The organism is Pedobacter panaciterrae (genome assembly GCF_013204795.1).
Classification (GTDB): domain Bacteria; phylum Bacteroidota; class Bacteroidia; order Sphingobacteriales; family Sphingobacteriaceae; genus Pedobacter; species Pedobacter panaciterrae.
Window position 1 is genome coordinate 495,717 of sequence record NZ_JABMKW010000016.1, and the last position, 25,280, is coordinate 520,996.

The 25,280-nt window shown below is 39.2% G+C and carries 17 protein-coding genes; 4 read left to right on the forward strand and 13 right to left on the reverse strand.

Translation table 11 applies throughout. The features are described 5' to 3' along the window. Nucleotides 1-13 precede the first annotated feature (13 nt). Genes HQN86_RS10020 through HQN86_RS10030 form a run of 3 tightly spaced genes read left to right on the forward strand, consistent with a single transcriptional unit; the run spans nucleotide 14 to nucleotide 4,651 of the window. Nucleotides 14-1,186, forward strand: coding sequence for an HlyD family secretion protein (locus tag HQN86_RS10020; protein WP_172660842.1), 1,173 nt, complete (start codon nucleotides 14-16; stop codon nucleotides 1,184-1,186). A gap of 7 nt (nucleotides 1,187-1,193) precedes the next feature. Further along, on the forward strand, nucleotides 1,194-3,359 hold the full coding sequence (locus HQN86_RS10025; RefSeq protein WP_172660843.1) for a peptidase domain-containing ABC transporter: 2,166 nt from the start codon (nucleotides 1,194-1,196) through the stop codon (nucleotides 3,357-3,359). A gap of 59 nt (nucleotides 3,360-3,418) precedes the next feature. Beyond that, on the forward strand, nucleotides 3,419-4,651 hold the full coding sequence (locus HQN86_RS10030) for a TCR/Tet family MFS transporter (RefSeq protein ID WP_172660844.1): 1,233 nt from the start codon (nucleotides 3,419-3,421) through the stop codon (nucleotides 4,649-4,651). On the opposite strand, the gene obgE is transcribed toward HQN86_RS10030, so the two are convergent. From obgE to HQN86_RS10080, 10 genes are all read right to left on the reverse strand, one after another. After that, the gene (gene obgE / locus HQN86_RS10035; RefSeq protein WP_172660845.1) at nucleotides 4,648-5,646 is read right to left on the reverse strand and encodes a GTPase ObgE; all 999 of its coding nucleotides are present in this window, start codon (nucleotides 5,644-5,646) and stop codon (nucleotides 4,648-4,650) included. The genes HQN86_RS10030 and obgE overlap by 4 nt on opposite strands. A gap of 104 nt (nucleotides 5,647-5,750) precedes the next feature. Further along, nucleotides 5,751-6,320: an adenylate kinase gene (locus HQN86_RS10040; RefSeq protein ID WP_172660846.1), complete on the reverse strand. Its 570-nt coding sequence runs from the start codon at nucleotides 6,318-6,320 to the stop codon at nucleotides 5,751-5,753. Between the two features lie 338 nt (nucleotides 6,321-6,658). Next, on the reverse strand, nucleotides 6,659-8,230 hold the full coding sequence (locus HQN86_RS10045) for a right-handed parallel beta-helix repeat-containing protein (RefSeq protein ID WP_172660847.1): 1,572 nt from the start codon (nucleotides 8,228-8,230) through the stop codon (nucleotides 6,659-6,661). A gap of 84 nt (nucleotides 8,231-8,314) precedes the next feature. Beyond that, a complete protein-coding gene (locus HQN86_RS10050) occupies nucleotides 8,315-9,622 on the reverse strand; it encodes an IPT/TIG domain-containing protein (protein ID WP_216854369.1) in 1,308 nt (435 codons plus the stop codon). Between the two features lie 32 nt (nucleotides 9,623-9,654). Further along, complete coding sequence (locus HQN86_RS10055) at nucleotides 9,655-11,526, reverse strand: RagB/SusD family nutrient uptake outer membrane protein (RefSeq protein ID WP_216854370.1); 1,872 nt, start codon at nucleotides 11,524-11,526, stop codon at nucleotides 9,655-9,657. Nucleotides 11,527-11,550: 24 nt separating this feature from the next. Continuing rightward, on the reverse strand, nucleotides 11,551-14,979 hold the full coding sequence (locus HQN86_RS10060; RefSeq protein WP_216854371.1) for a TonB-dependent receptor: 3,429 nt from the start codon (nucleotides 14,977-14,979) through the stop codon (nucleotides 11,551-11,553). Nucleotides 14,980-15,201: 222 nt separating this feature from the next. Beyond that, nucleotides 15,202-16,377, reverse strand: coding sequence for a FecR family protein (locus tag HQN86_RS10065; protein ID WP_172660850.1), 1,176 nt, complete (start codon nucleotides 16,375-16,377; stop codon nucleotides 15,202-15,204). Between the two features lie 61 nt (nucleotides 16,378-16,438). Continuing rightward, nucleotides 16,439-17,026, reverse strand: coding sequence for an RNA polymerase sigma factor (locus HQN86_RS10070; RefSeq protein WP_172660851.1), 588 nt, complete (start codon nucleotides 17,024-17,026; stop codon nucleotides 16,439-16,441). Between the two features lie 89 nt (nucleotides 17,027-17,115). Further along, entirely contained in the window at nucleotides 17,116-18,216 is a 1,101-nt protein-coding gene (locus HQN86_RS10075; RefSeq protein ID WP_172660852.1) for a glycoside hydrolase family 2 TIM barrel-domain containing protein, read from the reverse strand. Nucleotides 18,217-18,243: 27 nt separating this feature from the next. Then, a complete protein-coding gene (locus HQN86_RS10080) occupies nucleotides 18,244-19,059 on the reverse strand; it encodes a phytanoyl-CoA dioxygenase family protein (RefSeq protein WP_172660853.1) in 816 nt (271 codons plus the stop codon). Between the two features lie 155 nt (nucleotides 19,060-19,214). Here HQN86_RS10080 and HQN86_RS10085 point away from each other — a divergent pair, with 155 nt between their 5' ends. Further along, nucleotides 19,215-20,078 (forward strand): AraC family transcriptional regulator, encoded by an 864-nt coding sequence (locus tag HQN86_RS10085; protein ID WP_172660854.1) that lies wholly within the window; start codon nucleotides 19,215-19,217, stop codon nucleotides 20,076-20,078. On the opposite strand, the gene HQN86_RS10090 is transcribed toward HQN86_RS10085, so the two are convergent. From HQN86_RS10090 to HQN86_RS10100, 3 genes are all read right to left on the reverse strand, one after another. Continuing rightward, on the reverse strand, nucleotides 20,075-21,988 hold the full coding sequence (locus tag HQN86_RS10090; RefSeq protein ID WP_172660855.1) for a GxGYxYP domain-containing protein: 1,914 nt from the start codon (nucleotides 21,986-21,988) through the stop codon (nucleotides 20,075-20,077). The two genes, HQN86_RS10085 and HQN86_RS10090, sit on opposite strands and share 4 nt — an antisense overlap. 51 nt (nucleotides 21,989-22,039) lie before the next feature. Continuing rightward, a complete protein-coding gene (locus HQN86_RS10095; RefSeq protein ID WP_172660856.1) occupies nucleotides 22,040-22,510 on the reverse strand; it encodes a carboxymuconolactone decarboxylase family protein in 471 nt (156 codons plus the stop codon). A gap of 101 nt (nucleotides 22,511-22,611) precedes the next feature. Beyond that, a complete protein-coding gene (locus HQN86_RS10100) occupies nucleotides 22,612-25,266 on the reverse strand; it encodes a M14 family zinc carboxypeptidase (RefSeq protein ID WP_172660857.1) in 2,655 nt (884 codons plus the stop codon). Nucleotides 25,267-25,280: the final 14 nt, after the last annotated feature.

A 25,280-nucleotide genomic window follows, 5' to 3' on the forward strand; every position in this document is an offset into this window, starting at 1 on the left:
AATATCCAACTATATGCCCCTTTCTACCTATTCCGCCGAAACAATTTTAAGCACCTCACTTGTTTATCGATCACAAATCAGTAATTCAACCAAGCTCATATACCTGATTGCAGTTTTTGCAATCCTTGGAACTTTTGCCGCACTCCCATTTATAAAAACGCCAATAAGTGTAAAAAGCACTGGACTATTACAATCTTCAGTTGAAAAAACGGAGCTAACAATACCTGTAAACGGCAGACTTACGCTGCTTAAGCTTACAGACAATAAGAAACTTAAACAAGGCGATACGCTCTTAATCATTGATGGAGCACTACCCAAACAGCAGGGTGCTTTGGTACAAAACCGTCAGGGACAAATTGGACAGTTCCTGCAGGATATACATATGCTGTTAATTTACATTAATCGAAACGGATACAGCTACCCTAGCCTTCAAACAGGCCAATATAATGCTTCATGGCAACAATTTGCCCAAGAACTTGAAAATGCGCGAATAGCAAAAAAACAAGCAGAAAGCACCTTCAACAGATACAGCAAATTATACCAGAATAAAGTGCTTACAGAATCTGAATACGATAAGTACAAATTCGAACTTGAACAAGCAGAATCTGCCTTTTTGATGGTAAGTACAAAATATAAAACCCAATGGCAAACCGAAGCAAACCAATTGCGAAATGAATTACGCGAACTTTCAGGTCAACAGGTAGAAATAAACGAACAAAAAAAGCAATACATATTAAGGGCCCCTATTGCCGGATCCTTACAAAATTTGGTTGGTCTTCAAAAAGGAGCCTACGTTTTTGCCAATCAAAAAATAGGAGAAATATCTCCTGACACCAACCTAACGGCCTTTTGCTATATAAAACCAGCAGATATTGGCTTAATTAAGAAAGGGCAGGAAGTACGCTTTCAAATAGATGCTTTTAATTACAACCAATGGGGTTTGGCTGAGGGTAAAGTGCTCGATATTTCTGACGACATCATTATAATTAACAATAACCAACCTGTATTTAAAGTAAAATGCAGTTTGGACCAGAATTATTTAATGTTAAAAAATGGTTACAAGGGCTATTTAAAAAAGGGTATGAATTTTACTGCCCGCTTTACGGTAACCGAAAGAAGTTTATACCAATTGCTATACGACAAGGTAGATGATTGGGTAAATCCAAACGTTAGCGGAGCGATATGAGAAGGCTATGAGCATCAAAGTAAAACAACACGATATAACCGACTGTGGAGCAGCTTGCCTTGCTTCTATAGCATCCCACTATAAATTGGATTTGCCTGTTGCACGCATCAGACAATTGGCAGGCACCGACAAAAAAGGAACCAATGTACTTGGCATGGTAGAAGCCGCCGAGAAATTGGGTTTTGAGGCTAAGGGAGTTAAAGGCCCATTTGAAAGTTTGTTTAAAATCCCCAAACCGGCCGTTGCACATCTTATTGTGCATGATATTCTGCAACACTATGTAGTAATTTACAAGGTTACCAATAAGTATGTAGAGGTGATGGATCCTATTGACGGACAGATGCACCGCAAAAGTCACGAGCTATTTAAAAAAGAATGGACCGGCGCTTTAGTACTGCTTCTGCCGGCTGAAGAATTCCAGTCGGGGAATGAAAAGGTGTCTGTACAGGGCCGTTTCTGGAACCTGATAAGACCACACAAAAGCATCCTGATTCAGGCACTGTTTGGCGCAATTGTATATACGATCCTGGGTTTGTCTACATCTGTATTTGTTCAAAAGCTGGTAGATTTTGTTCTTGTAGATGGCAACAGAAATTTACTCAACTTAATGAGTATTGGAATGATCATCATTCTAGCCCTGCAACTCTTTATTGGTACAGCAAAAACCATCTTTACCCTCAAAACAGGGCAAATGATAGATGCTCAGCTGATATTAGGATACTATAAACACCTGTTAAAACTGCCTCAACAATTTTTCGATACCATGCGTGTGGGCGAAATCATTTCAAGAATTAATGACGCGGTAAAGATCAGAACGTTCTTAAATGATGTGAGCATAAATTTTCTGGTAAATATCTTTATTGTGTTCTTCTCATTTATCATGATGTTTACTTATTACTGGAAGCTGGCCTTAATCATGCTAACAGTAATTCCTTTGTATTTGCTGATCTATTATATAACCAATAAACTGAACAAAAAAGCGCAGAGAAAACTAATGGAAGATTCGGCTGAACTGGAATCACAATTGGTTGAAAGCTTAAATGCAATAGGAACAATAAAGCGCTTCGGGTTAGAAGGACATGCCAATGAAAAAACGGAAACACGCTTTATTAAACTGTTGCAAACAGGATTTAAATCGAACATTAACGCTGTTTTTTCGGGAACATCCTCTGAATTGGTTTCTCGTTTGTTAACCATTATATTGTTATGGGTAGGTGCCGGTTATGTACTGGAAAGTAAAATCACTCCCGGCGAGCTTTTATCATTCTACACCCTTATAGGTTATTTCACCGGGCCGGTATCTTCTTTGATTGGCATGAACAGGACCGTTCAGGATGCCGTTATTGCAGCAGATAGATTGTTTGAAATAATGGACCTGGAGCGGGAAAACGACGAAAATCAAATTGACCTTACTCCTGATAAAATAGGTGACATTCATTTTGAAAATGTTTCTTTCCGTTACGGAACAAGAGTTACCGTATTTGAAAACCTTAACCTTAGAATACCTAAAGGTAAATTTACAGCGATTGTTGGAGAAAGTGGTTCTGGTAAATCGACGCTTATGTCTATACTCCAAAACATCTATCCGATACAAAAAGGAAATGTGAGTATTGGCAAGTACGACCTCAAGTATATTCGCAACTCCTCTCTTCGGAATGTGGTTTCTGTTGTACCGCAAAAGATTGATCTATTTGCAGGTAATGTTATCGACAATATCGCTGTTGGTGACTATGAACCCGACATGCAAAGGATTATAGATATATCTACCCAGCTTGGAATTATTGACTTTATAGAAACCTTACCATCAGGATTTCAAACCTATCTTGGCGAAAATGGCACTACCCTGTCAGGTGGACAAAGACAACGCATAGCAATAGCCAGGGCCATATATAGTAATCCCGAGATTCTTATTCTTGATGAAGCTACCTCTTCATTGGATTCTGCGTCTGAACAGCATGTGCAAAGAATGATTGATCTATTAAAAGTTCAACATAAAACAGTAATTGTTATTGCCCATCGCCTAAGTACGCTGAACAACGCGGATAAGATCATTGTATTAGACAAAGGTCTTGTTGTTGAGGAAGGAACACATAATGAGCTTTTGTTCAACAAAAACTCTGCTTATGCAAACCTCTGGAAATTGCAAACTCCGCAATTAATAACACACGGATAGCTCTTTATTTTCCCACTCAAATGTTATACCTTGCGCGGTCTAAAACATTTCTATAATTTATGGCAACATCCCGAAAGGCTGCGTTAAGTTTTATTTTTATTACCCTACTACTTGATGTTATTGGCATTGGCCTTATCATTCCCGTATTTCCTCAATTAATTGAACAGCTCATTGGTGGCAATATTAGCCAGGCCTCCCAATGGAGTGGTTGGCTTACCTTTGTTTACGCCATTATGCAATTTGTTTGCGCGCCTATTATAGGAAATCTTAGTGACAAATATGGTCGGCGGCCTGTTCTTCTCTTATCTCTTTTCGGATTCGGAATAGATTATATTTTCCTTGCCCTTGCACCTACCATCTGGTGGCTTTTTGTGGGCCGTATCATAGCTGGCATTTTTGGTGCAAGTATGACCACTGCAACAGCATATATAGCCGACATTAGTACAAACGAAAACCGTGCGCAGAACTTTGGAATGATTGGGGCTGCATTTGGAGTAGGTTTTATTATCGGTCCGGCATTAGGAGGTTTACTTGGAGAAATCGGGCCACGTGTACCTTTTATAGCCGCCGCAATATTAACATTGATTAATGTGGTTTATGGCTATTTTGTATTGCCAGAATCTCTGGATAGGGAACACAGGCGTGCCTTTGAATGGAAAAGAGCCAACCCGCTTGGGTCATTAATGCAGCTTAAAAAATATAAAGGTCTTGGCGGCTTAATTATAGCGCTTGTTTTCCTGTACATAGCCAGCCATTCTGTGCAAAGTACCTGGACATTTGTCAATATAGAGAAGTTTAAGTGGAGCACCTCTATGATAGGAATCTCTTTAACGGTGGTAGGCGTGCTTGTAGCCGCAGTGCAAGGAGGATTAATCCGGTTCATTAATCCCAGACTGGGCAATGAGAAGAGTATCTACGTGGGTTTCATATTATACGCCGTGGGCTTGTTTCTTTTTGCCTTCGCTTCAGAAACCTGGATGATGTTTGCTTTCCTTGTGCCTTATTGCCTTGGTGGAATTGCAGGCCCTGCTTTACAGGCAATTATGTCTGGCAATGTCCCTCAAAACGAACAGGGCGAATTACAGGGTGCATTAACAAGTTTAATGAGCGTAACCGCAATTATAGGGCCTCTATTCATGACAAACTTATTTGCATGGTTTACAAGCCCTGGTGCTGCAATTAAATTTGCGGGAGCTCCGTTTCTTGCCGGAGCTGTATTAATGCTAATTAGTGTGTTAATTGCTTATAGAACAATGAAAGGTCATTCGTTTATGAACCGAAAGAATGCTTAGCTGTTAATAGCTGCCCAAAGCATATCTTTTAATTCAACCAATCCCTTTTGTGCCACAGAGGAAATAAATATGGAAGGAATATTTTTAGGAAGTTCCTTTTTCATTTCTGCTACCAATTCCTCATCAAGCATATCTGATTTGGTTATGGCCAGTAAATGTGGCTTTTGCATCAGTTCAGGGTTGTAATCCTTAAGCTCTGCTTTAAGTATTTCATATTCTTGGGCTATGGTTCTTTGCGTATCCGCCGGTACCATAAATAGCAATACTGAATTACGTTCAATATGTCTGAGAAACCGATAACCTAATCCTTTACCTTTAGAAGCTCCCTCTATAATACCGGGAATGTCTGCCATTACAAAAGATTTGCTATCTCTGTAAGACACGATACCCAGATTAGGTACAATCGTTGTAAATGGATAATCGGCAATTTCTGGCTTGGCAGCCGAAAGTACAGATAACAAAGTTGATTTACCGGCATTAGGGAATCCAACAAGACCAACATCAGCCAGAACCTTAAGTTCAAGCACCATCCATTCTTCCTTGCCCGACTCTCCTGGCTGTGCAAAACGTGGAGTTTGCAAAGTAGGAGTTTTAAAGTGCCAGTTACCCAAGCCTCCTCTTCCCCCCGGAGTAAGTATCTTGGTTTCGCCATCCTGGGTAATCTCAAAAAGAACATTTCCGGTTTCGGCATCTTTGGCAATAGTACCCAGAGGAACATCAAGGATTTCATCTTTACCTTGTTTTCCTGTTGAGGTACCACTAGAGCCTGGTGCGCCGTCCTGAGCGATAATATGCTTGCGGTATTTTAAGTGAAGCAACGTCCAGAACTGAGCATTTCCCCTTAATATAATGTGTCCACCACGACCACCATCACCCCCATCAGGCCCACCTGTAGAAGTTCTTATATCCCGGTGCAAATGTGCAGAGCCCGACCCTCCTTTTCCAGAGCGACAGCATATTTTAACATAATCTACAAAATTGGAACCTTGTGACATAACCTTCTATTTTTTAAAAAAATAAGCCTGAAAAAACTTTTCAGGATATATGAAAATAGCGGGAAGAACTAAAAATTCGCCCCGCTACTTGTATTATTATTGATCTAGTATTTATCTATTACAGCGCTTAAATCAGCAAAAATGTCATCGATCTTTCCGATACCATTCACCTTACTTAGCTTATTTTGTCCTTCATAATAAGGCAAAACATGAATCGTTTTGCTGAAGTACTCTTCTATACGTTTTTGCAATTTATCAGCCTGATCATCAACGCGACCTGTCTCAATTTGTCTTTGCGCAATACGCTTAGTCAGCTCCTGCTGATCCACATCAAGTGCAATTACGCCAGCGATTGAACTTCCTTTACTCTCAAGAAACTCATCTAAAGCCTCGGCCTGAGGAACCGTGCGCGGGAAACCATCAAATATAAATCCTTTAGCATTTGGATTTTTATCAACTTCTTCCTCCAGCATAGCAATCGTAATTTCATCAGGAACAAGTTGCCCTTCTGCAATCAGGGCACTCACGCGTTGTCCTAAAGGAGATTGATTTTTGATATGGGCCCTAAAAAGGTCGCCTGTTGAAATGTGAATCAATTGATACTTCTCAATTAATTTTTCTGATTGGGTGCCTTTGCCTGCACCCGGTGGGCCAAAGAGAACAAAATTAAGCATTCGGGTTGTCTTTAAAGTTAAAAAGCCTTCTGCGCAAGCAGTAAGGCTTTTGGTTGTTATTTATACATTCACAGTTAAAAATCTCTAAGAAATTTATTGAAGATCTAATAAAATTAACTTCTACAAATAGAGATTTAACCATTCAAAATAATTTACTTATACCTATTAAATCAGTTGTGATAACTCTCCAGTTCTCAATTCATTAATCTCAACAAATACCGAGAAAAGAAGGTTACTTTTTAGCCTGCAAATATATAATTATTAATTTACTATATTGATTTTTTTACAAATAACCCTCGTCAAGGGTCAATGCAGGGCGGCCAAATCTTTATTAAAGACTATTGATAGGCCCCCTTGCTAATCAAATTATTCACAATACGAGTCTTCCCATCCTTGTCGGTTGTACCATTTATCTCAGCAGAAATAACTGTTCCGGTATTTTTTGCAGGCGAGGCAGATTTAAGATGAAAATCATAAATTAGTTTATTTACAAACAAAGGATCTGCACCCCATAAAGAGCCAGCATCACCACCGCAAGCAGCTTTCCACAAATTAAAATCAGTATAAGGAACATTATTCCAGCGCCAAATACTTAACCCTTCTGAATAATACAGGTTGTCGCTAACAACATTATTTGTACCGCCAGTAACTTGTTTATTGATAAAAACGCCTCTATCTGGTCTCGGATAAATAATGTTATTTCTAATCACATTATCGTTGCAATTCTCTGTTAGTCTAATCTCTCCCTCAACTTCATTCGAGTAGCCCAAATCTTTGCTATTGTGATAGACAGTATTATTCACTACATAACATTTATTGGTACCTCCCCCGGTATAACCTATATATCCACCCATATAAATTCCACCCAATGAACAATTGTATACTACGTTATTCCTGACGATGCACTCCTGAGTGGGAAAATTATCTGTTTCGCTAACAATCCCTATACCCCTGCCACTATCTCTAACCAGATTCCTTTCAACCAAAATATTTCTGGCACCATCAATATAAATGCCGATAGCACCGTTATGGTCCTTATAGGCGGGAATTGGTCCTGTCTTCCCATCTATATTAAAAACTTCATTGTCGGCTATTATACCATTGCGAACATAATTATACCAAGGGTTGGGATTTGCAGCATAACCGCCAGCAGCCACAATGCCTATATTTTCACCGTTGTAAACCTTATTTTTTCTGATCTCAAAACCGTCCACGTATCCATTTATCGTCAAGTTTTCGCTATAACCCGTGTTACAGTCAAAAACCTCATTTTCCTCGACCAAAATCTTTGTAAGTGCCACATTAGTATTGCCTATAATATGAATACCGTGTCCACTTCTACCCAATTCTGGAGCAGCATTATTTTCGATATTAAATACCCGATTCTTTCGTAGGGTAATATTACTTGAACCGCCTTTTACTACTATTCCATCAACATTGGCCCAGGCATTAGTGGTTTTAAAATCACAAATATCGAAACCGTCAATTACAATAAAGCTTACATTATTTACTGTAACCAGTGCTTCGTTACCAGACACAGAAAGGCCATCACCACTAATAATCGCTTTTTCTCCCTGATATGGCTTTAAAGTAATCAGCTTATCCTTTCTGCCGGATTTAGCAAAAGAGACTTTTTCCTTATAAGTACCACCCCTTACAAAAACCGTAAAACCGGGAGTAACCAATTCAAGTCCTTTGTTAATCGTGCTTACCGGAGCCTCCAATGTCCCGCTATTTGAGTCATTTCCGTTGACAGCCACATAGATGTCTTTTCCAGAAGCTTGTCCTTCTGGTTTATCCGAACCTGCTGAGGAACTTTTCTTACTGCATGCAGATAAAACACCATAATTCAACATGATGATCCCTAAAAAAAAGATGCGCTTAAAATACCCTAGCTTTGATGTATTCATAACTTAAATTCAAGAGCTAACCAATTAAAAGCTATTTACTTTTAATTGGTTAGCAAGTTTGTATGTTAAAATTAAAGGAGTTGTTTATTCCGAAACTATTTTTCGAATGCTATTGTTGTTTTTATCCAACACATATACGGTTCCATTCTTGTCCACAGCGACTCCGGAAGGCGCACTAAATGCTGCAGCTTTGCCAACAGCATTTACATTTCCCGCATTTGCAGATCCAGCGAAAGTACTTACTGAGTAAGTCAGGCCATCTACATAACGGATACTTTGATCTGGATTAGAAGTACTCCCGCCTCCAGAGCCATTTCCAGCTATGTACAAATTATTTGAGGCATCTATTGTCATACCCCATGGATAGGCAAATTTAGCGGATGAAGCTGGTCCATCTTCATAACCAACCGACCCAGATCCTGCTGCGGTTGTGCCGATCCAGTTAGAGGATTCGTATTTTTTAATGACCTGATCTCCATGTACAGTAACAAACAGATTTCCCGTATTATCAAAAGCAAGTCCTGATGGATAGTTCAACCCTGCAATAACCTGACTCGTTACGCCAGCTGGTGTCACCTGATATACATTACCTGGAGAATTGCAACTTGCATAAAAAATATTACCGCTCTTCTTATCGAAAACCACACTCCAGGGCTCTTGATTCGCCCAGGTCAAAAGACTAGCTGTACCATCAGGTGTTATTTTTCTAATGTCCCAATTCCCTGGATCAACACAATACAAATTACCTTCAGGGTCTATTGTAAGCCCATAAGGAATGCTAAATTTAGCTGCAGTGCCTTTCCCGTCGGCATAACCGCCACTCGTTGGATTACCTACAAAAGTTGTCACGTTGCCATCCTTATCAATTTTTCTAATGCAATGGTTACCTACATCGGTTACATATACATTAAGCTGATCATCAACAACGATACCACTGGCCCTGTACCAGGATTCCCCACTAAAATTAAACATGGCATCTGTACCTTGCGCATTTGCAAATCCTGCAACTCCAGAACCGGCTAGTGTAGTTACAGTTCTTGTATATTCATAAGTAAAAGTACTTGTACTTGTCGCAGTTTTATCACCAATTTTTACGGTAATCGCACCTGAACCTGCCTTTTTAGGCACCACAACCATCAACTGTTTACCATTAACGCCAACTACTTTTAACGGCTTACCATTCAGCGTTACCCTAATTTTTGAGGTATCGGTAGTAAAATTACTTCCGTTAATTAATATTTCAGTACCACCACTACCTTTCTCAGGAAGTATTTTATCAATTGTCATTGGAGAGGAATCATCATGTTTAAATCCTTCATCCTTTTTACATCCTGCAATCACTACCAACAGGAAAGCGGCAATAAATAAGCAAGCATTTATATATCTTTTCATATTCTTATACGTATTAATAAATGATGAATCCATTACCAACCCGGGTTTTGTACTAAAGATGAATTTTTATCAATATCATCCTGTGCAATAGGAAATAAGTACATCTTATCAGTCCAGGTTCTGTTTTGAAGCAAGGTTCTTTTGTTAAAATCAGCAAAAGCAAAACCCTGGTTACCATCGTTTGTAATGGTATTCATTCTATAAATGCTTTGCATTTTGGGATCCCCCATCATCAACCTTCTGATCAAGGTAAAGTACCTATCACCTTCAAAAGCCAATTCTATTTGCCTTTCCCTCAAAATCCATTTCCTCATTTCATCCTGATTGCCTACAGCTCCCGGATAAACAGTTTCCAAATTAGGCACACCTGCCCGCTGTCTTACCAGATTCACATATTTTAATATATCCGTGTTACTTGGCTCCACCTCATTCAATGCCTCTGCATAATTCAAATACATTTCAGCAAGACGCAGATGAATAAAAGGACGGTAGGTCACAGAACTGGTTCTTATATTAGAAGCAGGGCTCACATTTTTTAACACATCGTAACCGGTAATATCTCCATTATTGTTTACACCAACGCCCGATTTTCCTGAGTAGTAAAACTCAGCACGTCCGGTACCATCCTTGTTTGCGTCTGAAGAGAAGAAATTCCTGTCATCCGCAGTAGGCGCAGGTAGAACTGGTTTACCATTGTATTGAATACTCACGTAAAACCGTGCTTCCCTATTAACGTACATATTTGAATTCCCTTTAACATAACCTCTGTTTAAGCCATCTCTGGATTTACCCCAGTTGGCCGGGTCATCGGACTGCACAAAACCTGTTTCCACATACTGAGCTTGTGGATCATCAATAGTCCTTCCGTTACGCATATAAAAGGCATCTACAACATTCTGCGTTGCATTTTGCATATCAAATCCACCTGGTTTAGGTGCACAACGCACCTCATGTCCCCATTGCCATGAACCAGCCATATTGGTAGAGAACAGTATTTCATTGTTCCAGTTTGTCAGGAACAGGTTACGGAAAGATAGGTACGGATCAAACTGAGCATCACCTTCATCAATATTTGTAAATAGTTTATAACCCTGCAGGTCAATTACCGCTTTAGCGGCATCAGCAGCTGTTCTCCATTTATTTGCATCATACTGCAACGGCGCTAAAGAAGTACCGTCATTATTTTTAAACCCTGCAAACTTTGGGTTGCCATTCCACAGCGGACTCGCTGCTAATAAGGTTACTTGCGATTTAACAGCAAGACAGGATGCTTTGGTTGCTCTGCCATAGTTTACCGAAGAAGACCAGGCATCAGGTAAATCAGCCGCTGCTCTGTCTAATAAGGAGTTGATGTGATCAACACATTCATTAAATGGACTACGAGGATATTTATTATAGTCGTCATTAAGACTCAATAATTCAGTCACCTTAACAAAAGGCCCATATTGTCTTAATAATTTCCAGTAAAACCAACCTCTTAAAAAGATAGCTTCTGCTTTGTATTGCTTTTTCAAATCTGCACCGATTAAACTCTCAGACATTTTATCAATATTTTGCTCAAATACAATACTTTGTCTTATACCGGCATAATTATCACCCCAGTAATACCAATAATTACTCTGAGCATTCCAATTTCCAGTAATCATTTTACGAACGGCAACCCCCTGGATACTACATGAGGTTTCATCACTTGCACCAAGCATACTATAGGTATCTGCTGGAATTGAAACATGACTATAAATCTGATTCAGATAGGATTCTGCATTTGCTCTGGTTTGCCAAAGCATATCAGAAGTAAGCAAATTATCAGGTGTTTTATCTAAATATTTACAACCAGGACTAAACAACAATATGCAAAGTGCAATACTGCCAATAGATAGAAAGTTTTTATATAAGTTATTCATTGTAATCATTTTAAGTAATGGTTATTAAAACTGCGCCCTTAAACCAAAAGTTACCATTCTTGTAATGGGATACTTTGCACCATTAGATCCCAATTCCGGATCCCATATTTTGAATTTACTGAAGGTCAGCAGGTTCTGACCTGATGTATAAAAGTACAATACCGGTACACCTGCTTTTTTCATAGATTCTGACGTAAGTGTATATCCCAGAGAAGCCTGTTTTAAACGGATATAAGAACCATCTTTAAGCCAGTGTGTACTGTTTAAATAGTTGTTATCGGAAAGACCACCCACAGTTAAACGAGGATAATATGCATCCTGACGAGGATTATCCGGGGTCCATCTATCTAAAACTTTAGCCAGGGTATTGTTTTGATATTGACCTAAGCCGGAGAAAGGTATCACACCTACCCCGTCTACGCCCATGCCATTTCCCCTAATCTCTGATCCATTTGCCATAATCCCTACATCAGCCACTCCCTGAAAAAATAACGAAAGATCGAATCGTTTATAAGCTAAAGAGAAACCAGCCCCATACAACCAGGAAGGGAAAGGCGACTTACCTAACCTTCTACTGTCATAGGCATCAATAACACCATCTCCATTCTGATCCAGATAACGAATGTCCCCTGGCTGCACTGTCCCGAATTTTTGTTCCGGACGTGAGTCTATATCATCCTGATCGGTAAAGTATCCGTCAGCAACATACCCCATAAATTCATTAGATGCATATCCTGCCGCGCTTTGGTAGGCAAACTTTCTTTTAGGCTCGTCTGCAAAAGTAATTTTATTTTTACTGTGGGTTACATTTCCAAACACACGCACACCTACGGCGCCTATCTGATCATTATACTCAATACTTGCATCTATGCCCCGATTACTCATTTCACCTAAATTGGCAAAGATCGCAGTTGAACCGAAGCCGCCAATTGAAGAAATTGATTCTCTTCTGATTAAAATATCTTTACGTCTTTCATCAAAAGCATCAACAATTAGGTTGAACTTATTAAACAAACCGATCTCAAGTCCGATATCTCCTTTGTAAGACTTCTCCCAGGTTAAGTTTTCAATACCTATTAAATTTTCAGTTAAACTACCATAATATGTTCCATTTAATCCGAATCCGGTACCTCCACCTCCACCAATTTGTGTTAAATAAGGGAATCTATTCCCAGTACCTATATTATCATTACCCACAACACCATAAGAACCACGAAGTTTTAAAAGACTGAACGTCTCGGTAAATGGTTTAAAGAAACTTTCATTAGAGATCACCCAGCCTCCGGATACTGAAGGGAAAACTCCAAATTTCTTACCTTTTTCAAAATTCTCGGAACCCGTGTACCCCGCATTCACTTCAAGTAAGTATTTATCCATATAGCCATAGGTGATCCTTCCGGCCAAACTTTGATTACGGAATGGAATGGAGCCAATCACATCCTCAGCTGTACTTTTCAGCCTGTTCCTCATATTATATAAAAACATTCCGCCAAATCGATGATTTCCGAAGGTTCTATCATAATTAATATTCCCCTCTAAATACATCATCCGCTCACCAGCAGAAGATCGACCATAACCTAAAAATTGCTGTCCAATTCTCGTCTGTGTAAACATCAATTCGCCATTACCATCACGACCAATCGCTTGCCAATTGTCGTTTATACCTGATCTTCTGTTATCAAACTGTCCGTAACTGTCAAATGAAAATCTTGCATAAGACGACAAACCAGGAGTGACCACATCCAATTTTTGATTTACAGTAAATACGGATTGAACTGCAGGCCTAAACTCATCAGAGTAGCCATTGTTCTGAACCTCATTTAAAGGATTGGAACCACCATTTGTTGTGGGGCCTGCCCATTTACCATCAGGATATCTTGTAGGATAGGCAACTGGTGTGGTAGCATAAGACTGATACCATAAACTACCTGCAGAAATACCCGGGTAACGGGAATTTACCAACATTGCCCCAAGATTTAGCTGAAGCAAAGTACTTTTAGTCACATTTACATCAATATTACTTCTAAAGTCATATCTCTTAAAATCCAGATTGGGATTAAAACCATTCAAATTTGAAACTTTATATGGGCCCTTTTGATTATAAAAAGAGGTCGAAATGTAATATCGAACAGATTCAGTACCCCCATTTATGTTTAAGTGCGCATTAGTTAATGACGAATGACTTTTGTATACCTCATCTATCCAGTTTACATTTGGATACAGATAAGGGTCAAGACCGCTCGCAGTTTTCTGAATAGTTTCCTCAGAAAAATTAGGCAGAAGCCCCATATTGGTTCTGGCTTCATTTAACAATTCCATATATTGAATTCCATCCAGCATCTTTGGTCTTTCCGTAAAACCGGTCAACCCATTTTCAGCTTTCAAAGAGATCTTAGGTTTACCCTCTACCCCTCTTTTTGTGGTAATGATCAATACGCCATTGGCACCTTTTGCACCATACATTGCTGTTGAAGAGGCATCTTTAAGCAGGGAAATGCTGGAGATATCCTCAGGATCTATGTTATTAAATGAACCCCCAAAATCACTGTTCACATCATCTCGCTGAACACCATCCACGATGATAAGCGGCGAGGTGTTTCCGCCGTTAAATGTTCCCAAACCACGAATAGTAAACTGTGAATTATCGTACCCAGGTTCTCCACTTGATTGCATAGAGATAATACCAGCTACTTTTCCGGCCAATGCGTTAGAAAGATTTGCAACCGGGGTTCTCATATCAGCCATATTCACAGAGCTGATGGAACCGGTTACCGTAATCTTTTTCTGGGTACCATAGCCCACTACCACAACCTCCGAAAGCTCATCAACTGCCTCTTTAAGCACCACATTTATGGCATTCTGACCGTTAACAGAAACTTCCTGAGTAATAAAACCAGTGTAAGAAAAAATAAGGATAGCATTAGGCGAAGTAACAGCAATGCTAAAATCTCCATTACTGTTGGTAGTCCCGCCGCCTGTTTCACCCTTTATCCGAACTGTTACACCAGGTATTCCTTTGCCCTGCGGATCCAGCACACGGCCACGTATGTCAATAGCCCGGGCAACAACGGGCTTTATTTTTAAAAGGCCGTTAACCTTTTCTCTAATCACAACAGTTCTGTCCTCAATAGTATAAGACAGGGGCTGGCCGCTGAAAATCTTTTCCAGTACCTCATTCAGTTCCACAGAATTAACTTTGATATCTACCGTCTTTGCGTTTTGCAATAGCTCCTCGGTATATAAAAAATCATAATTGCTTTGTTTTCGTATCTCCTTAAAAATACGCTTAAGGGTCGCTTTTTTTTCCGAAAGCGTGATCCTTTGCGCAAAACCTACTGCACTCACCTGCATCATGGTTGCTATTAATATTACGGTGGTTAGTCGCATAATCAGCAGTAGTTTATTGATATACTTTTTGAGCATACCAAGTTGGTTAGCATAATTTTTATACATTTGTTGGTCTGGTTATTAGCGAGTTGGTTATTGCACTTATTAAAGCTCAATAACAGGTTCGCTGGTTAAAGTTGATTGAATCGCAAGTTTGTTGACTTAGTAATCCAGGCATTAGCCAGTTGTGTTGCAAGCACTTCTGGCTTTTTTTATTTTCTGTTAGCGAGGGCAGTTTTTACCAAAACAATTCGCTAAACCCAAGATTACTTTATTGATTTTATGTAGTTATTTGGTAACTGTAATCCTCCCTTCTTCAATTATAAAGTGAACCTTATTTGTATATTCTAATTTTCTGAGTACTTGTGACACATTCGCAAAACGACTCACTGTACCGCCAAATTTGTCTTTGGAAACATTTCCTTTAAATGCCACATCTATATTATACCATCGCGAAATCTTTCTCATTACCGATTCGATACTTTCACTATCGAACATAAAGTATCCATTTTTCCAGGCCAAAACCTCATCCATATTTGCCTCGACAATTCTTAACCCATCGTATCCATTTATAGCCTGACTTCCGGGTTTAAGTATTTGCTGTATACCTGAGGCCTTAACCAACACAGATCCTTCCACAAGCGTCGTTTTGGTCAATGGTTCATCAGCATAACTATTGATATTAAAATGAGTTCCCAGAACTTTTATCTCCTGATTTTGTGTCTTAACTATAAAAGGATGGCTTTTATCCTTCGCGACCTCAAAGTAGGCCTCACCTTTTAATTCCACTTGTCTTTCCCTCAGTGCAACGAAAGAGATTGGGTATGTCAATGAAGATGCTGCATTCAAAAACACTTTACTTCCATCTGGTAAAACCACTTGATATTGGCCCCCTCTTGGTGTTTCTATAGTGTTGGGGGCTGCATTTGCAACCTTACCTGGTTCTAAGGTATAAACAATTTTCCCATCGGCTAATTTAGTAACTGTAACACCGGATTGTGGAGGCAGCGCTCCGTTTTTAGCATCAGTAAGAATTATTTTCTTTCCATTCGCTAGGGTGAGTACCGCTTTATTTCCACCAGGAGCTACATCATGAACCAATTTATCAGACTTGGTATCTAGTCTGGACGAATAGTAAAAAGTACCTACACTTAAAGTGATCAGAATGATTGCTGCAGCAGCAAATTTTCTCCAATACAAATTCCTGTCCCGAAGAACAACAATTTTATGCCCTTCTTCACTAATGCTATCTTGTATTTTACCGTAAAGTCTGGTGATTTCATCTAAAGACATTTCTGCCCGATGGTCACTACCTACCAATCTGGAAGCTTCTTCTGCGAGCACAAAATCCCATTCACTTTTATTACTTCCTTCTTCAATGAGCTTAAAAACCCTTTCAAGTTCGGTTTTACTGCATTGATTATTTAAATACCTTGTAAACAGGTGTATGATTTCGTTGTTCAATTTCTCTCCTTTTGTAACTAATACAAATGGGAGTAACGATACATCTATCCTAAAAAAATAATTATTTTATTATTGCAGCCATTAGTACGATTACTGCACTGCGCATAGTGATAAATCCCCTTATTGATTTAAGCGCTTTTACCATTTGATTATTTACTGTGCTCTCAGAAATACCCAGTTCTGTTGCTGCCTGTTTATACGTTAATCCTTGTATGCGACAACGGATAAACACCTCTCTTCTCTGTTCTGGCAAACTTTTTATGGCTTCATTGAATATCGAGCTGCTTTCGCTATAGTCAAGCAGAAGCTCCGTAGCATTTTCCTCGCCAATTACGTTTTTCCGCATCTCCTCCACTATGCTTGTTTCATGTTGGGCCCGTTTTAACAGATTAAGCAGGTGTCTGCGCGCAATAGTATACAGATAGGGTTTAAATGGCTGTTCACTATCTATTTTATCTCTGTTTTCCCAAACCTTAATAAAAGTATCGTGAACAACATCTTCAGCAAGAAGCGAAGACTTTGCTGTTCTTAGCACAAAATATTTTAATTGTTTCACATACAAATAATAAAGACTGCTTAAAGCATCCGCATCACCCTCCCTAAGAAGTGTAACTAGTTTCTTTTCACTGTAATTATTATAAATGTTCATTCGGTTTGGTTCCCAAGCCGAAACTACAAAAAATTAACGCAAATTATATATGTTATTAATTCTCAACCACAACCCTTAACGAGCAGCCACTATTTCTGATGCTCCTGCAAATAACTGCTGTTCCTGGATTTTAAAGCGAAATCCTTTAGCAATTCAATTTCCTGAGGGTCGTAAGGTGTAAAGTCACCCCGAAAAAGATCATGCTGCCATACTGCAGGAATAGGATCTGCAGGCCGATGCCCCCACGGCAAGTCTGTTTGCGTTTTACCATTTACAAGGCCCCATAACATACAGCCAACCTTCTCATTATAAAAAACAGCCAGATTATCTTTGATTACCGATCCATTAGGTCTGTTCATCCATTCCGTATTAAATAAGGGTCTGCCCTGCGTTTTAAGTTCCACAATTTGCTTGGTCAGGTCATTTTTATTACCATAATTATGAAAAGAAATAATATCTGAATTTGCAAGCGCAATATCATTCAACCGGTTATCGCCATTCCATATATCAATTGTTATTGGCTGTGAAGGATTGATTTCGCGTGCCCATTTAGCAACCTTTTTAAGCAAGGGAAAACTAGCAGACCCCAGTCCGCCATTTGTGGGTTCGTTGTACAAGTCCCAGATAAAAATGCGTTTATCATCCTTAAAGCGCCCAATTACAGCTTTAACATATTTTTCAATGCGGGGATGGGTAGTAGAATCAACAACCATGCTGTGACCCGGACTTGGCGACCACGCCCAGGCATACCAGCCTTTAAGCGGCTCCGGTTGCTTTCCTACTCTAGGATCATGCTCAATTCCAAAAACACAGTCATCAAACAAAGCAGGCATAAATTTAATATTATGCTTATTGCAAATCGCCAGAAACTTATCCAGGGTATTTAAAAAATATTCCGGATCATCTTCATAAACTGCATACTGAAGTACAGCCCTCAAACAATTAAGTCCGGTTTTCTCTGCCAGGGCAAGTTCCTTATCAATGGTCTTGGCATCAAAACTAGTCTTATCCCACATAGCAGTATAATTAATGGCATAAGCCGGGATATAATTAAAGCCACAATAAAATGGCTGCTTGTTGTACCAATCCCATATTTTCTGCTTTGGCCAGCGTTGATCTGTTTGGGCCGTAACCGGACAAACGAATAGTAACAGCAATAGTAAATTTATTGCATAAGCTATCTTTTTCATTACAAAGTTTAAAAAATTGAGAGCCTTCTATAGCACTAGTGGATTAATTTCTGACTTTACCAAATCGCCAATAGGTGCATTCATCAGCCAACGCTCACGGTCATTTACCTGCCAGCTATTTTTAGGTTCGGCCACCCGTGCGCCTTCAGCGACGTAAATAATAGTCATTACCTCACGCATAATGTCAGATTGGTTACCGGGAGCACTATGAATGGTATTGCCGTAATGCCAGGTTGCGTCTCCGGCCCTCATCGTCGATGAACGCATTATAGGGAAGTCATTCTCCTTAACATATTTTTCATATTCAGCTTCCGATTCGTCAGAGATCTCGTAATTAAACACTACCCCTTTTTTATGAGAATCAGACGCAAATGTCAGCATCCCCATTTCTACATTAATATCTACCAAAGGCATCCACATAGTGACGGTATTATGCGTATCCAGTGGCCAATAATACTGATCCTGATGCCACGGAGTAGGTCCACCTCCAGGTTCTTTAAACAGGGCCTGATCATGATAGATACGTACATTTTCTACGCCAAGTAAATCTGCAGCAATTTTCCCCATACGTTTGGCAAGCGTAAATTTCTTCGCTTGTTCATCTACTTCCCACAGATTCATGATCTGCAAAAAAGCTTTACCGTAAGTATCTCTTTCGGCTAAATCTCTCTTTTCGGTATTGAACTTATCAGCAGCTTCTTTTATTACATCTCTGTAAATAAGCACTTCTTCAGTATCAAGTACATTTGGGATTAAAACGTGTCCGTTCTGACGGAATGCAGCAGCCTGTGCATAAGTTATTTCCCGATACTGATCTAATTCGGGCAATTTAATTGTTGACATAGCGCTATTTGGTTTAGGTTAACATTTGGTGCTTTGAATCACTAAATAACTGTTTATGGTTAGTCTGCAAAAGGAGTAAATTGGCCTTTTAATGGTTTTTTTTATCCATTTACAAGAATTAACCCATAACTTTATGAGAATATGAAATAATTAACATGGCACGAGCCGCATTTGAAGCATTAGACCCATATAATGATAATTCCTTTCTCCTTCGTGAATTCACGGAGTTTACTGCGCCTTACCATTTTCATCCGGAACATGAACTTACACTTATTGTAAAAGGTAAGGGTAATCGTTATGTTGGCAATCATATGGATGTATACAGCTGCGGGGATCTGGTTCTTATAGGCTCAAATCTTCCCCATTGCTGGAAAATTGAAAATAATGAAGAACAAGACAAGGATGTCGCATCAGTAGTTGTTCAATTTAACAATGATTTTTTAGGTACGGATTTCCTGGCCAAGCCAGAGCTATCTCAAATACTACATCTGCTGGAAAGAAGCAAGCATGGAATACAGTTTTTAAATAATACTGCAGAAGAAATAACCAAAAGATTAATTCTTTTGGCCAAACAACCAAATTCTTTTAAGCGACTTATAGAATTTTTAGAAATATTATATACCCTCGCCATTTCCAAAGAATACAAATTACTCGACAAACAAGAAACAAAGGCGCATCAGTCAGCGAAACCAGAAAGAATCAATATAGTTCTGGGTTACATCATCGACAATTACAAGGATGAAATTTTGCTTGATCAGGCAGCCGCGTTGGTAAATATGACGCCAAACGCTTTTTGCAAGTACTACAAAAAGACCACAAAAAAAACTTTTATAGAAACAGTAACCGACTATCGGATAAATTACGCCATTCAACAACTTGTAAATTCAGATAAATCTATCTCCGACATCTGCTTTGAGAATGGCTTTGGCGACTTATCGCATTTCTATAAGCTTTTTAAAAGAAAGATGAAGCTTAGCCCTTTAAAATACCGCAAGGAATTCAGGAAAGATACCGCCTAATTGATCTTCCCATTAGCAGCATCCGGGGTTTGTTTTAGATAAATACGATACAATTCGAAAAAAGTCGATGCATCCAATAATTCAATTTTAGGATCAATCAGCCTTAACTCATCAACCACTTTTACATACCAGCCGGGATCTTTTAAAATATTGCGAAACCAATGAAACGGAACCGGCCGTTTCCCTACCCTATCAAGAATGTGTTTTGCCGCTTCGGCAGGATCATCCTCATTAACATCATCATCAGCACGCAGCACAGGCATATTCCCATGTAAAGAAGTTAATGGGGTTTTCTGTGGAACTATTCCGTTAGGACTAAACTTAGCATACGCATCCAGCCCTTTCTTATTAAGCCCGGGCGCCTGGCCATCAATAATAAACCCGGTAATGCTTAAGTCCCACTTATCATAATAAGGTTTGTTGTGTGCTACCCAGGCATCAAGGCCATCCGGTAATGCAGAAATTGGTCTGGGCTGCTGCAACATTCCGGGCATTAAGTACCCCGCACCATTATCAGCTGCAGCGAAATAATCATTTTTTGTTGCCGATTCCCTCCTGTATTCCATTGCCATTGGCACTCGCTGCTGTAAAACCGGACTAATGCACCACATCAATGGAATTTTACCGCGCTCGGGACTATCCCATAAAGTAGGCGTAGTTTGAGATACCCACGAAGATGCATCGTAATCACCAACATAGAAAATAAAGAAATTACGCCCTTTAAAATCAACTTTTCCGTCCTCAGTTAAATAACCTCTTTGCTTCAGTTCAGCCTGGGTAACCCACTTTTGTTCATATTTCTTTTTAAGTGGGTAATGCTGCCAGAAAGAGGCATTTGCCAGTGCACCAAAACCAATGGCATCCGCATCTTTAAACGCGTTATAGGCGCTTATCACAGCAGAATATTCCCATTCGGTCGGCACATCATCGTGACTGCCACCGGCATGTTTAGTGTATTTAAAAGCCCATGGAGGGAAACCCCCAAGGTATGCATAATCCATGCCCTTATTATGCTGATAAGCAGTAAGCAGTAATTCTTTAAGTGTGTTTAGGTCTGTCCCTGTTTTCTGAGTAGGATCATCAGTTGCAGGCTCATCACCCCAAGGGCTCAGGTCAAAGAAAAACCCGCGTTTACTCACAAAAAAATCATGATTGGTAAGCGTATGATGGTTTGGTCCGGCAGCATGCGGATTCTTCATCCACTGCTGATCTACATAATATGCCCCATACTTTGTATTGGTTTTGCCAGCCTTTGTATATTTCTCCATAAACCACAAGTAAGCATCATTTTTTGCCGAACCTGTAGATAAGCGCTTAGTTCCGGGAATATTACCTGATCCTGTAAATAACGACGATCCATTTTTATTTAATAACCAGACCTTAACAGGTAATTTAGGGCCTTGTAATACAAGTTGTGTGTATAAGCTATTTTTAGCAGAATCGTAACGAATGGCAATTACATCTTCTTGCCCTGCAACAGAAGAGGCAACATTACTGGTTGCTGCTACAGTTGGATCATAAACCACCACGCCTTTAATCGCTGACCGGTATGCTTTAACTAAACTAATAACATCCTTATAAACCACAGTATCTCTTCTATTTAACCATTTGTCTTTTTGGCGATATTTATTCCACCAGTACCTGTCAATGTCTATTGACCCATTCTTTACCAAGTAAATATACAGTCTTGGCGATTTGCGGTTCACTATTCCTTGCAGTGTTGAAACCGTATGTACATCATCCCATGCGGTTTTTACGTCTTCAGCATTACTAAGATCTTTTGACAAGGTGTATTCCAGATCGAATATACCTATGGCATCTTTTTCGAATGATTGAGATTTTACTAAAGAGGAAAGCAAAACAAAGCATGCTCCTAAGAACATGCTTCTTGTTAAGTTAAAAGTCGTCATTATCTGTATGTTAAACAGTGAATATAAAGAAAATGACGAAATAATACTCTATTACCCTTTTACTGCAAACGCCCCTGGCTGATAATCTCCTGCCGGAGTACGAAAAGCAATATTAAGGCGATTGTAACTATTAATTGTATTTACTGCTATTGTCAAATCTATCAGTTCTTCTTCAGTAAACTGTTGTATTGCTTCATGATATACTTCATCAGAAACATCACCTCCTGTTATCCTTGTTACTGCCTCGGCCCATGCCAATGCAGCACGCTCACGCGCGGTATACAGCGGAGCATCGCGCCATGCATTCAACACATACAGTCGTTGCTCCGTTTCACCTTCTACACGCAAATCTTTTGAATGCATATCCAAGCAAAATGCACATCCATTAATTTGAGATACCCTAAAATAAATCAAGTTTAAAAGTTTCTTTTCAACCGGAGATTTAGCAAGATAACTTCCTAAACCATACATTGCTTTTATAGCATTCTGTCCTTTTGCGAATAAATTGATTCTTTGTTCCATTTTCTTTTGATCTAAATTGTAATACAATAGTTGTTTTATACCGCTATGACAATTGAGATTTCAGAAATAGGACATCAAATAAAAAATATTTTCTGTTTTTATTATCTATACCCTCCATTTAGAAGATTAGCAAAGAAAACTGCATTTAAAAACAGCCTGCTTGTTCCTAGCCAATAGCCACGATAAGTTGGGTCATCAGCAAACAAAACCACTTCACCGCTTCCACTTGCCGTGGCAATAATGGCCGCAGAATTGGCTACTTTACCAATATTTGTTTTTGATGAATATCCATTAATAAAGGGCTTACTGGTGTACTGGGCCACTGTAGCATATTTGTTTGCGCTAGGTAGTAACAAGGTAGGTCCATTTTTATTGATGAATAACTTTCTATCAGTTATACCAAATGCTATCGGATGTGAAATATCAAGATCTGCCTGAAAAATTGCACCGTTAATTCGTCTCGATCCCTCTACATCTTCTTGTCTGGCATAATCAAGCCTTTCTACTTCTGGTTTGGCAAGAGCATCTTTAGCCCCTCCCGCCGGGGCCTTCTCTTTTACTGCTGCCTGAGATGATACCAAAGGAATTTCTCCTCTTCTTGTGAAAGCCTCTGTTTCTGATAATCTTTCTTTTACAATTTCATTCTGTACTGCCCATGCTGTTGCATTTTGAAAAGTAATTAATGTTCCTCCTTCATTTACCCATGCCTTGATCTTACCTACTGTTTCTTTGTCCCATGCACTATAATTACCACCGGGTAAAACCAAGGTATTGTAACGACCTAAAGATGCTCTTGAAAAACTAGCCAGATCAATTTTAGTAACCGGCAAATTAAGTTGTTGGTTAAGCAGGAACCATACCTGTCCGGCTTCAGATGAAGTTACCCCTTGCCCAAAAGCTAAAGCTACTTCCGGTTTTCTTACTGCTTTAATATTGCTGCTACCAAGATCTATTCCTTCTGCACTAAATCCACTTGTAACAGATAAAATGTTGATATTAGTTTCTGCAGCTACAGTCTGTAATGCACTGTACAAAGAATCAGCTGAAAGAGTTTGCCCTACTACCGGAACAACTAACGACCCATTTCCAAATGCCCGCTTACCAGAAGGAGTATTTGCGGAAAAACCTTTAAAGGCTGTTTTAACGAGCACATTTTTCAGCTGCAATTGATAAAGTGCTTTGCTAGCATTGTAATCGCTGTAGTTAATCAGGTAAGCATAAGGAGACTTTCCGCCTTCAACAGCACCCTTGCCAGGGATTAAAGCAGTAACCTGATTACCTTTTGCAATTGTCGCATTTAGTTTAGCATATTTTAAACCATAAGCATGAATAATGCTCCATCCTGTATTATCATAAAAAATACTGTCTTTTAAAACGTTCTCTTCAAAAATAGAGTGTACCAGTAAAAAATTTGGTTGGGCTGATGGCACCACATAAGCCTTTCCTTTTTCAAACGTTTTGCCATCATGAGTGGTGTTATCAGCTAGTTCATAAACATTTATATGATGCTGCAGCAACAGGCCTAAAAACTTTTGAGTTAAATTAACATCCTTACTATCACCAAAAACAAATGTCTTTGCTGGATTTTTCTGTCCTTGCTCCAGCGCATACTTAAAAAAATCCTTTTGAACTTTAAATAGGCCCGCTTTCTCAGCAACAGAACCTCTTATTGTTGAAAAACTTGTGGCCAGATGATTTCTGATAGTGAAAGCAAAAGTAAGTGGGCCGTTGCTCGACTCCTGTAAGATCCCTCTGGAGCTTGCCTGCTCAAATGTAGCCGCAACAGAACCAAAGAATTTAGGATATGTGGAACCATAAATTGGCGAAAGATTATCATAATTTTCTTTGGTAAAGTAGAACGACCCAATATCGTCTAAAGCTTTAGCATGGTATTTAGCTAAAACAACATTAAAATCGTAAATAAATTGGGGTATTACCGGACTCTCGTGGCGCTTCGGACTTGGTTCAAAATAATAAGTTGCGTTTGTTCCCTGTTCATGAAAATCAATTTGAACATTCGGATACCATTTATGAAAAAACACAAGGCGATTGCGGCTCTCAATCTGAACAAGATTTAACCAATCTCTGTTTAAATCTGTAAAATAATGATTGGTACGCCCATTTGGCCATGCTTCCTGATGTTCCTTATCTATTGGATCGCCAACAGCTGGAAACGAGTGATAAGCATTGTGCCAATTTGCGGCCCTGTCTCTTCCATCTGGATTCAATGCCGGATCTATAAAAATAACCGATTCATCTAACCATTTTTTCGTTTCTGCATCCTGGCTTGCCGCCAAATAATATCCGGTAAGTAAACTTACCTCCGTACTAGAAGTCTCGTTACCATGTACACCATAACCCAGATGTACTATAACAGGTGCATTACTGCTTAGCGCAGGTTTTGAAGGGTCTACCTGGTTCAGATGATCCTGTCTTATTTGTTCCAGATTATTATAGTTTGCAGGAGAAGTTATAGTTACTATAATTTGCTCTCTTTGTTCATATGTTTTGCCTATTGATTCAACATGAACACGATCGCTTATTTTTGCCAGTTCTCTGAAATAATCGACGACCCTTTCATATCTGGTAAAGTAGGATCCAATCGGATAGCCAAGGTATTGTTCCGGACTAGGTACTTTAGCATCTAAAGCAGTTGCTTTAGGAAAGTAATAATTATTTTGGGCAAATGTGTGTTGAACCAGCAGCATTAAAAATACGATCAATATCTTACTGGATTTATAGATTATTTTCATCATTATTTAAGTTAATA

Excerpts from the sequence above, each read along its gene's own strand:
- HQN86_RS10020 (WP_172660842.1), top strand. The coding sequence starts at position 14 with ATGCCCCTTTCTACCTATTCCGCCGAAACAATTTTAAGCACCTCACTT.
- HQN86_RS10025 (WP_172660843.1), top strand. The coding sequence starts at position 1,194 with ATGAGCATCAAAGTAAAACAACACGATATAACCGACTGTGGAGCAGCT.
- HQN86_RS10030 (WP_172660844.1), top strand. The coding sequence starts at position 3,419 with ATGGCAACATCCCGAAAGGCTGCGTTAAGTTTTATTTTTATTACCCTA.
- obgE (WP_172660845.1), bottom strand. The coding sequence starts at position 5,646 with ATGTCACAAGGTTCCAATTTTGTAGATTATGTTAAAATATGCTGTCGC.
- HQN86_RS10040 (WP_172660846.1), bottom strand. The coding sequence starts at position 6,320 with ATGCTTAATTTTGTTCTCTTTGGCCCACCGGGTGCAGGCAAAGGCACC.
- HQN86_RS10045 (WP_172660847.1), bottom strand. The coding sequence starts at position 8,230 with ATGAATACATCAAAGCTAGGGTATTTTAAGCGCATCTTTTTTTTAGGG.
- HQN86_RS10050 (WP_216854369.1), bottom strand. The coding sequence starts at position 9,622 with ATGAAAAGATATATAAATGCTTGCTTATTTATTGCCGCTTTCCTGTTG.
- HQN86_RS10055 (WP_216854370.1), bottom strand. The coding sequence starts at position 11,526 with ATGAATAACTTATATAAAAACTTTCTATCTATTGGCAGTATTGCACTT.
- HQN86_RS10060 (WP_216854371.1), bottom strand. The coding sequence starts at position 14,979 with ATGTATAAAAATTATGCTAACCAACTTGGTATGCTCAAAAAGTATATC.
- HQN86_RS10070 (WP_172660851.1), bottom strand. The coding sequence starts at position 17,026 with ATGAACATTTATAATAATTACAGTGAAAAGAAACTAGTTACACTTCTT.
- HQN86_RS10075 (WP_172660852.1), bottom strand. The coding sequence starts at position 18,216 with ATGAAAAAGATAGCTTATGCAATAAATTTACTATTGCTGTTACTATTC.
- HQN86_RS10080 (WP_172660853.1), bottom strand. The coding sequence starts at position 19,059 with ATGTCAACAATTAAATTGCCCGAATTAGATCAGTATCGGGAAATAACT.
- HQN86_RS10085 (WP_172660854.1), top strand. The coding sequence starts at position 19,215 with ATGGCACGAGCCGCATTTGAAGCATTAGACCCATATAATGATAATTCC.
- HQN86_RS10090 (WP_172660855.1), bottom strand. The coding sequence starts at position 21,988 with ATGACGACTTTTAACTTAACAAGAAGCATGTTCTTAGGAGCATGCTTT.
- HQN86_RS10095 (WP_172660856.1), bottom strand. The coding sequence starts at position 22,510 with ATGGAACAAAGAATCAATTTATTCGCAAAAGGACAGAATGCTATAAAA.
- HQN86_RS10100 (WP_172660857.1), bottom strand. The coding sequence starts at position 25,266 with ATGATGAAAATAATCTATAAATCCAGTAAGATATTGATCGTATTTTTA.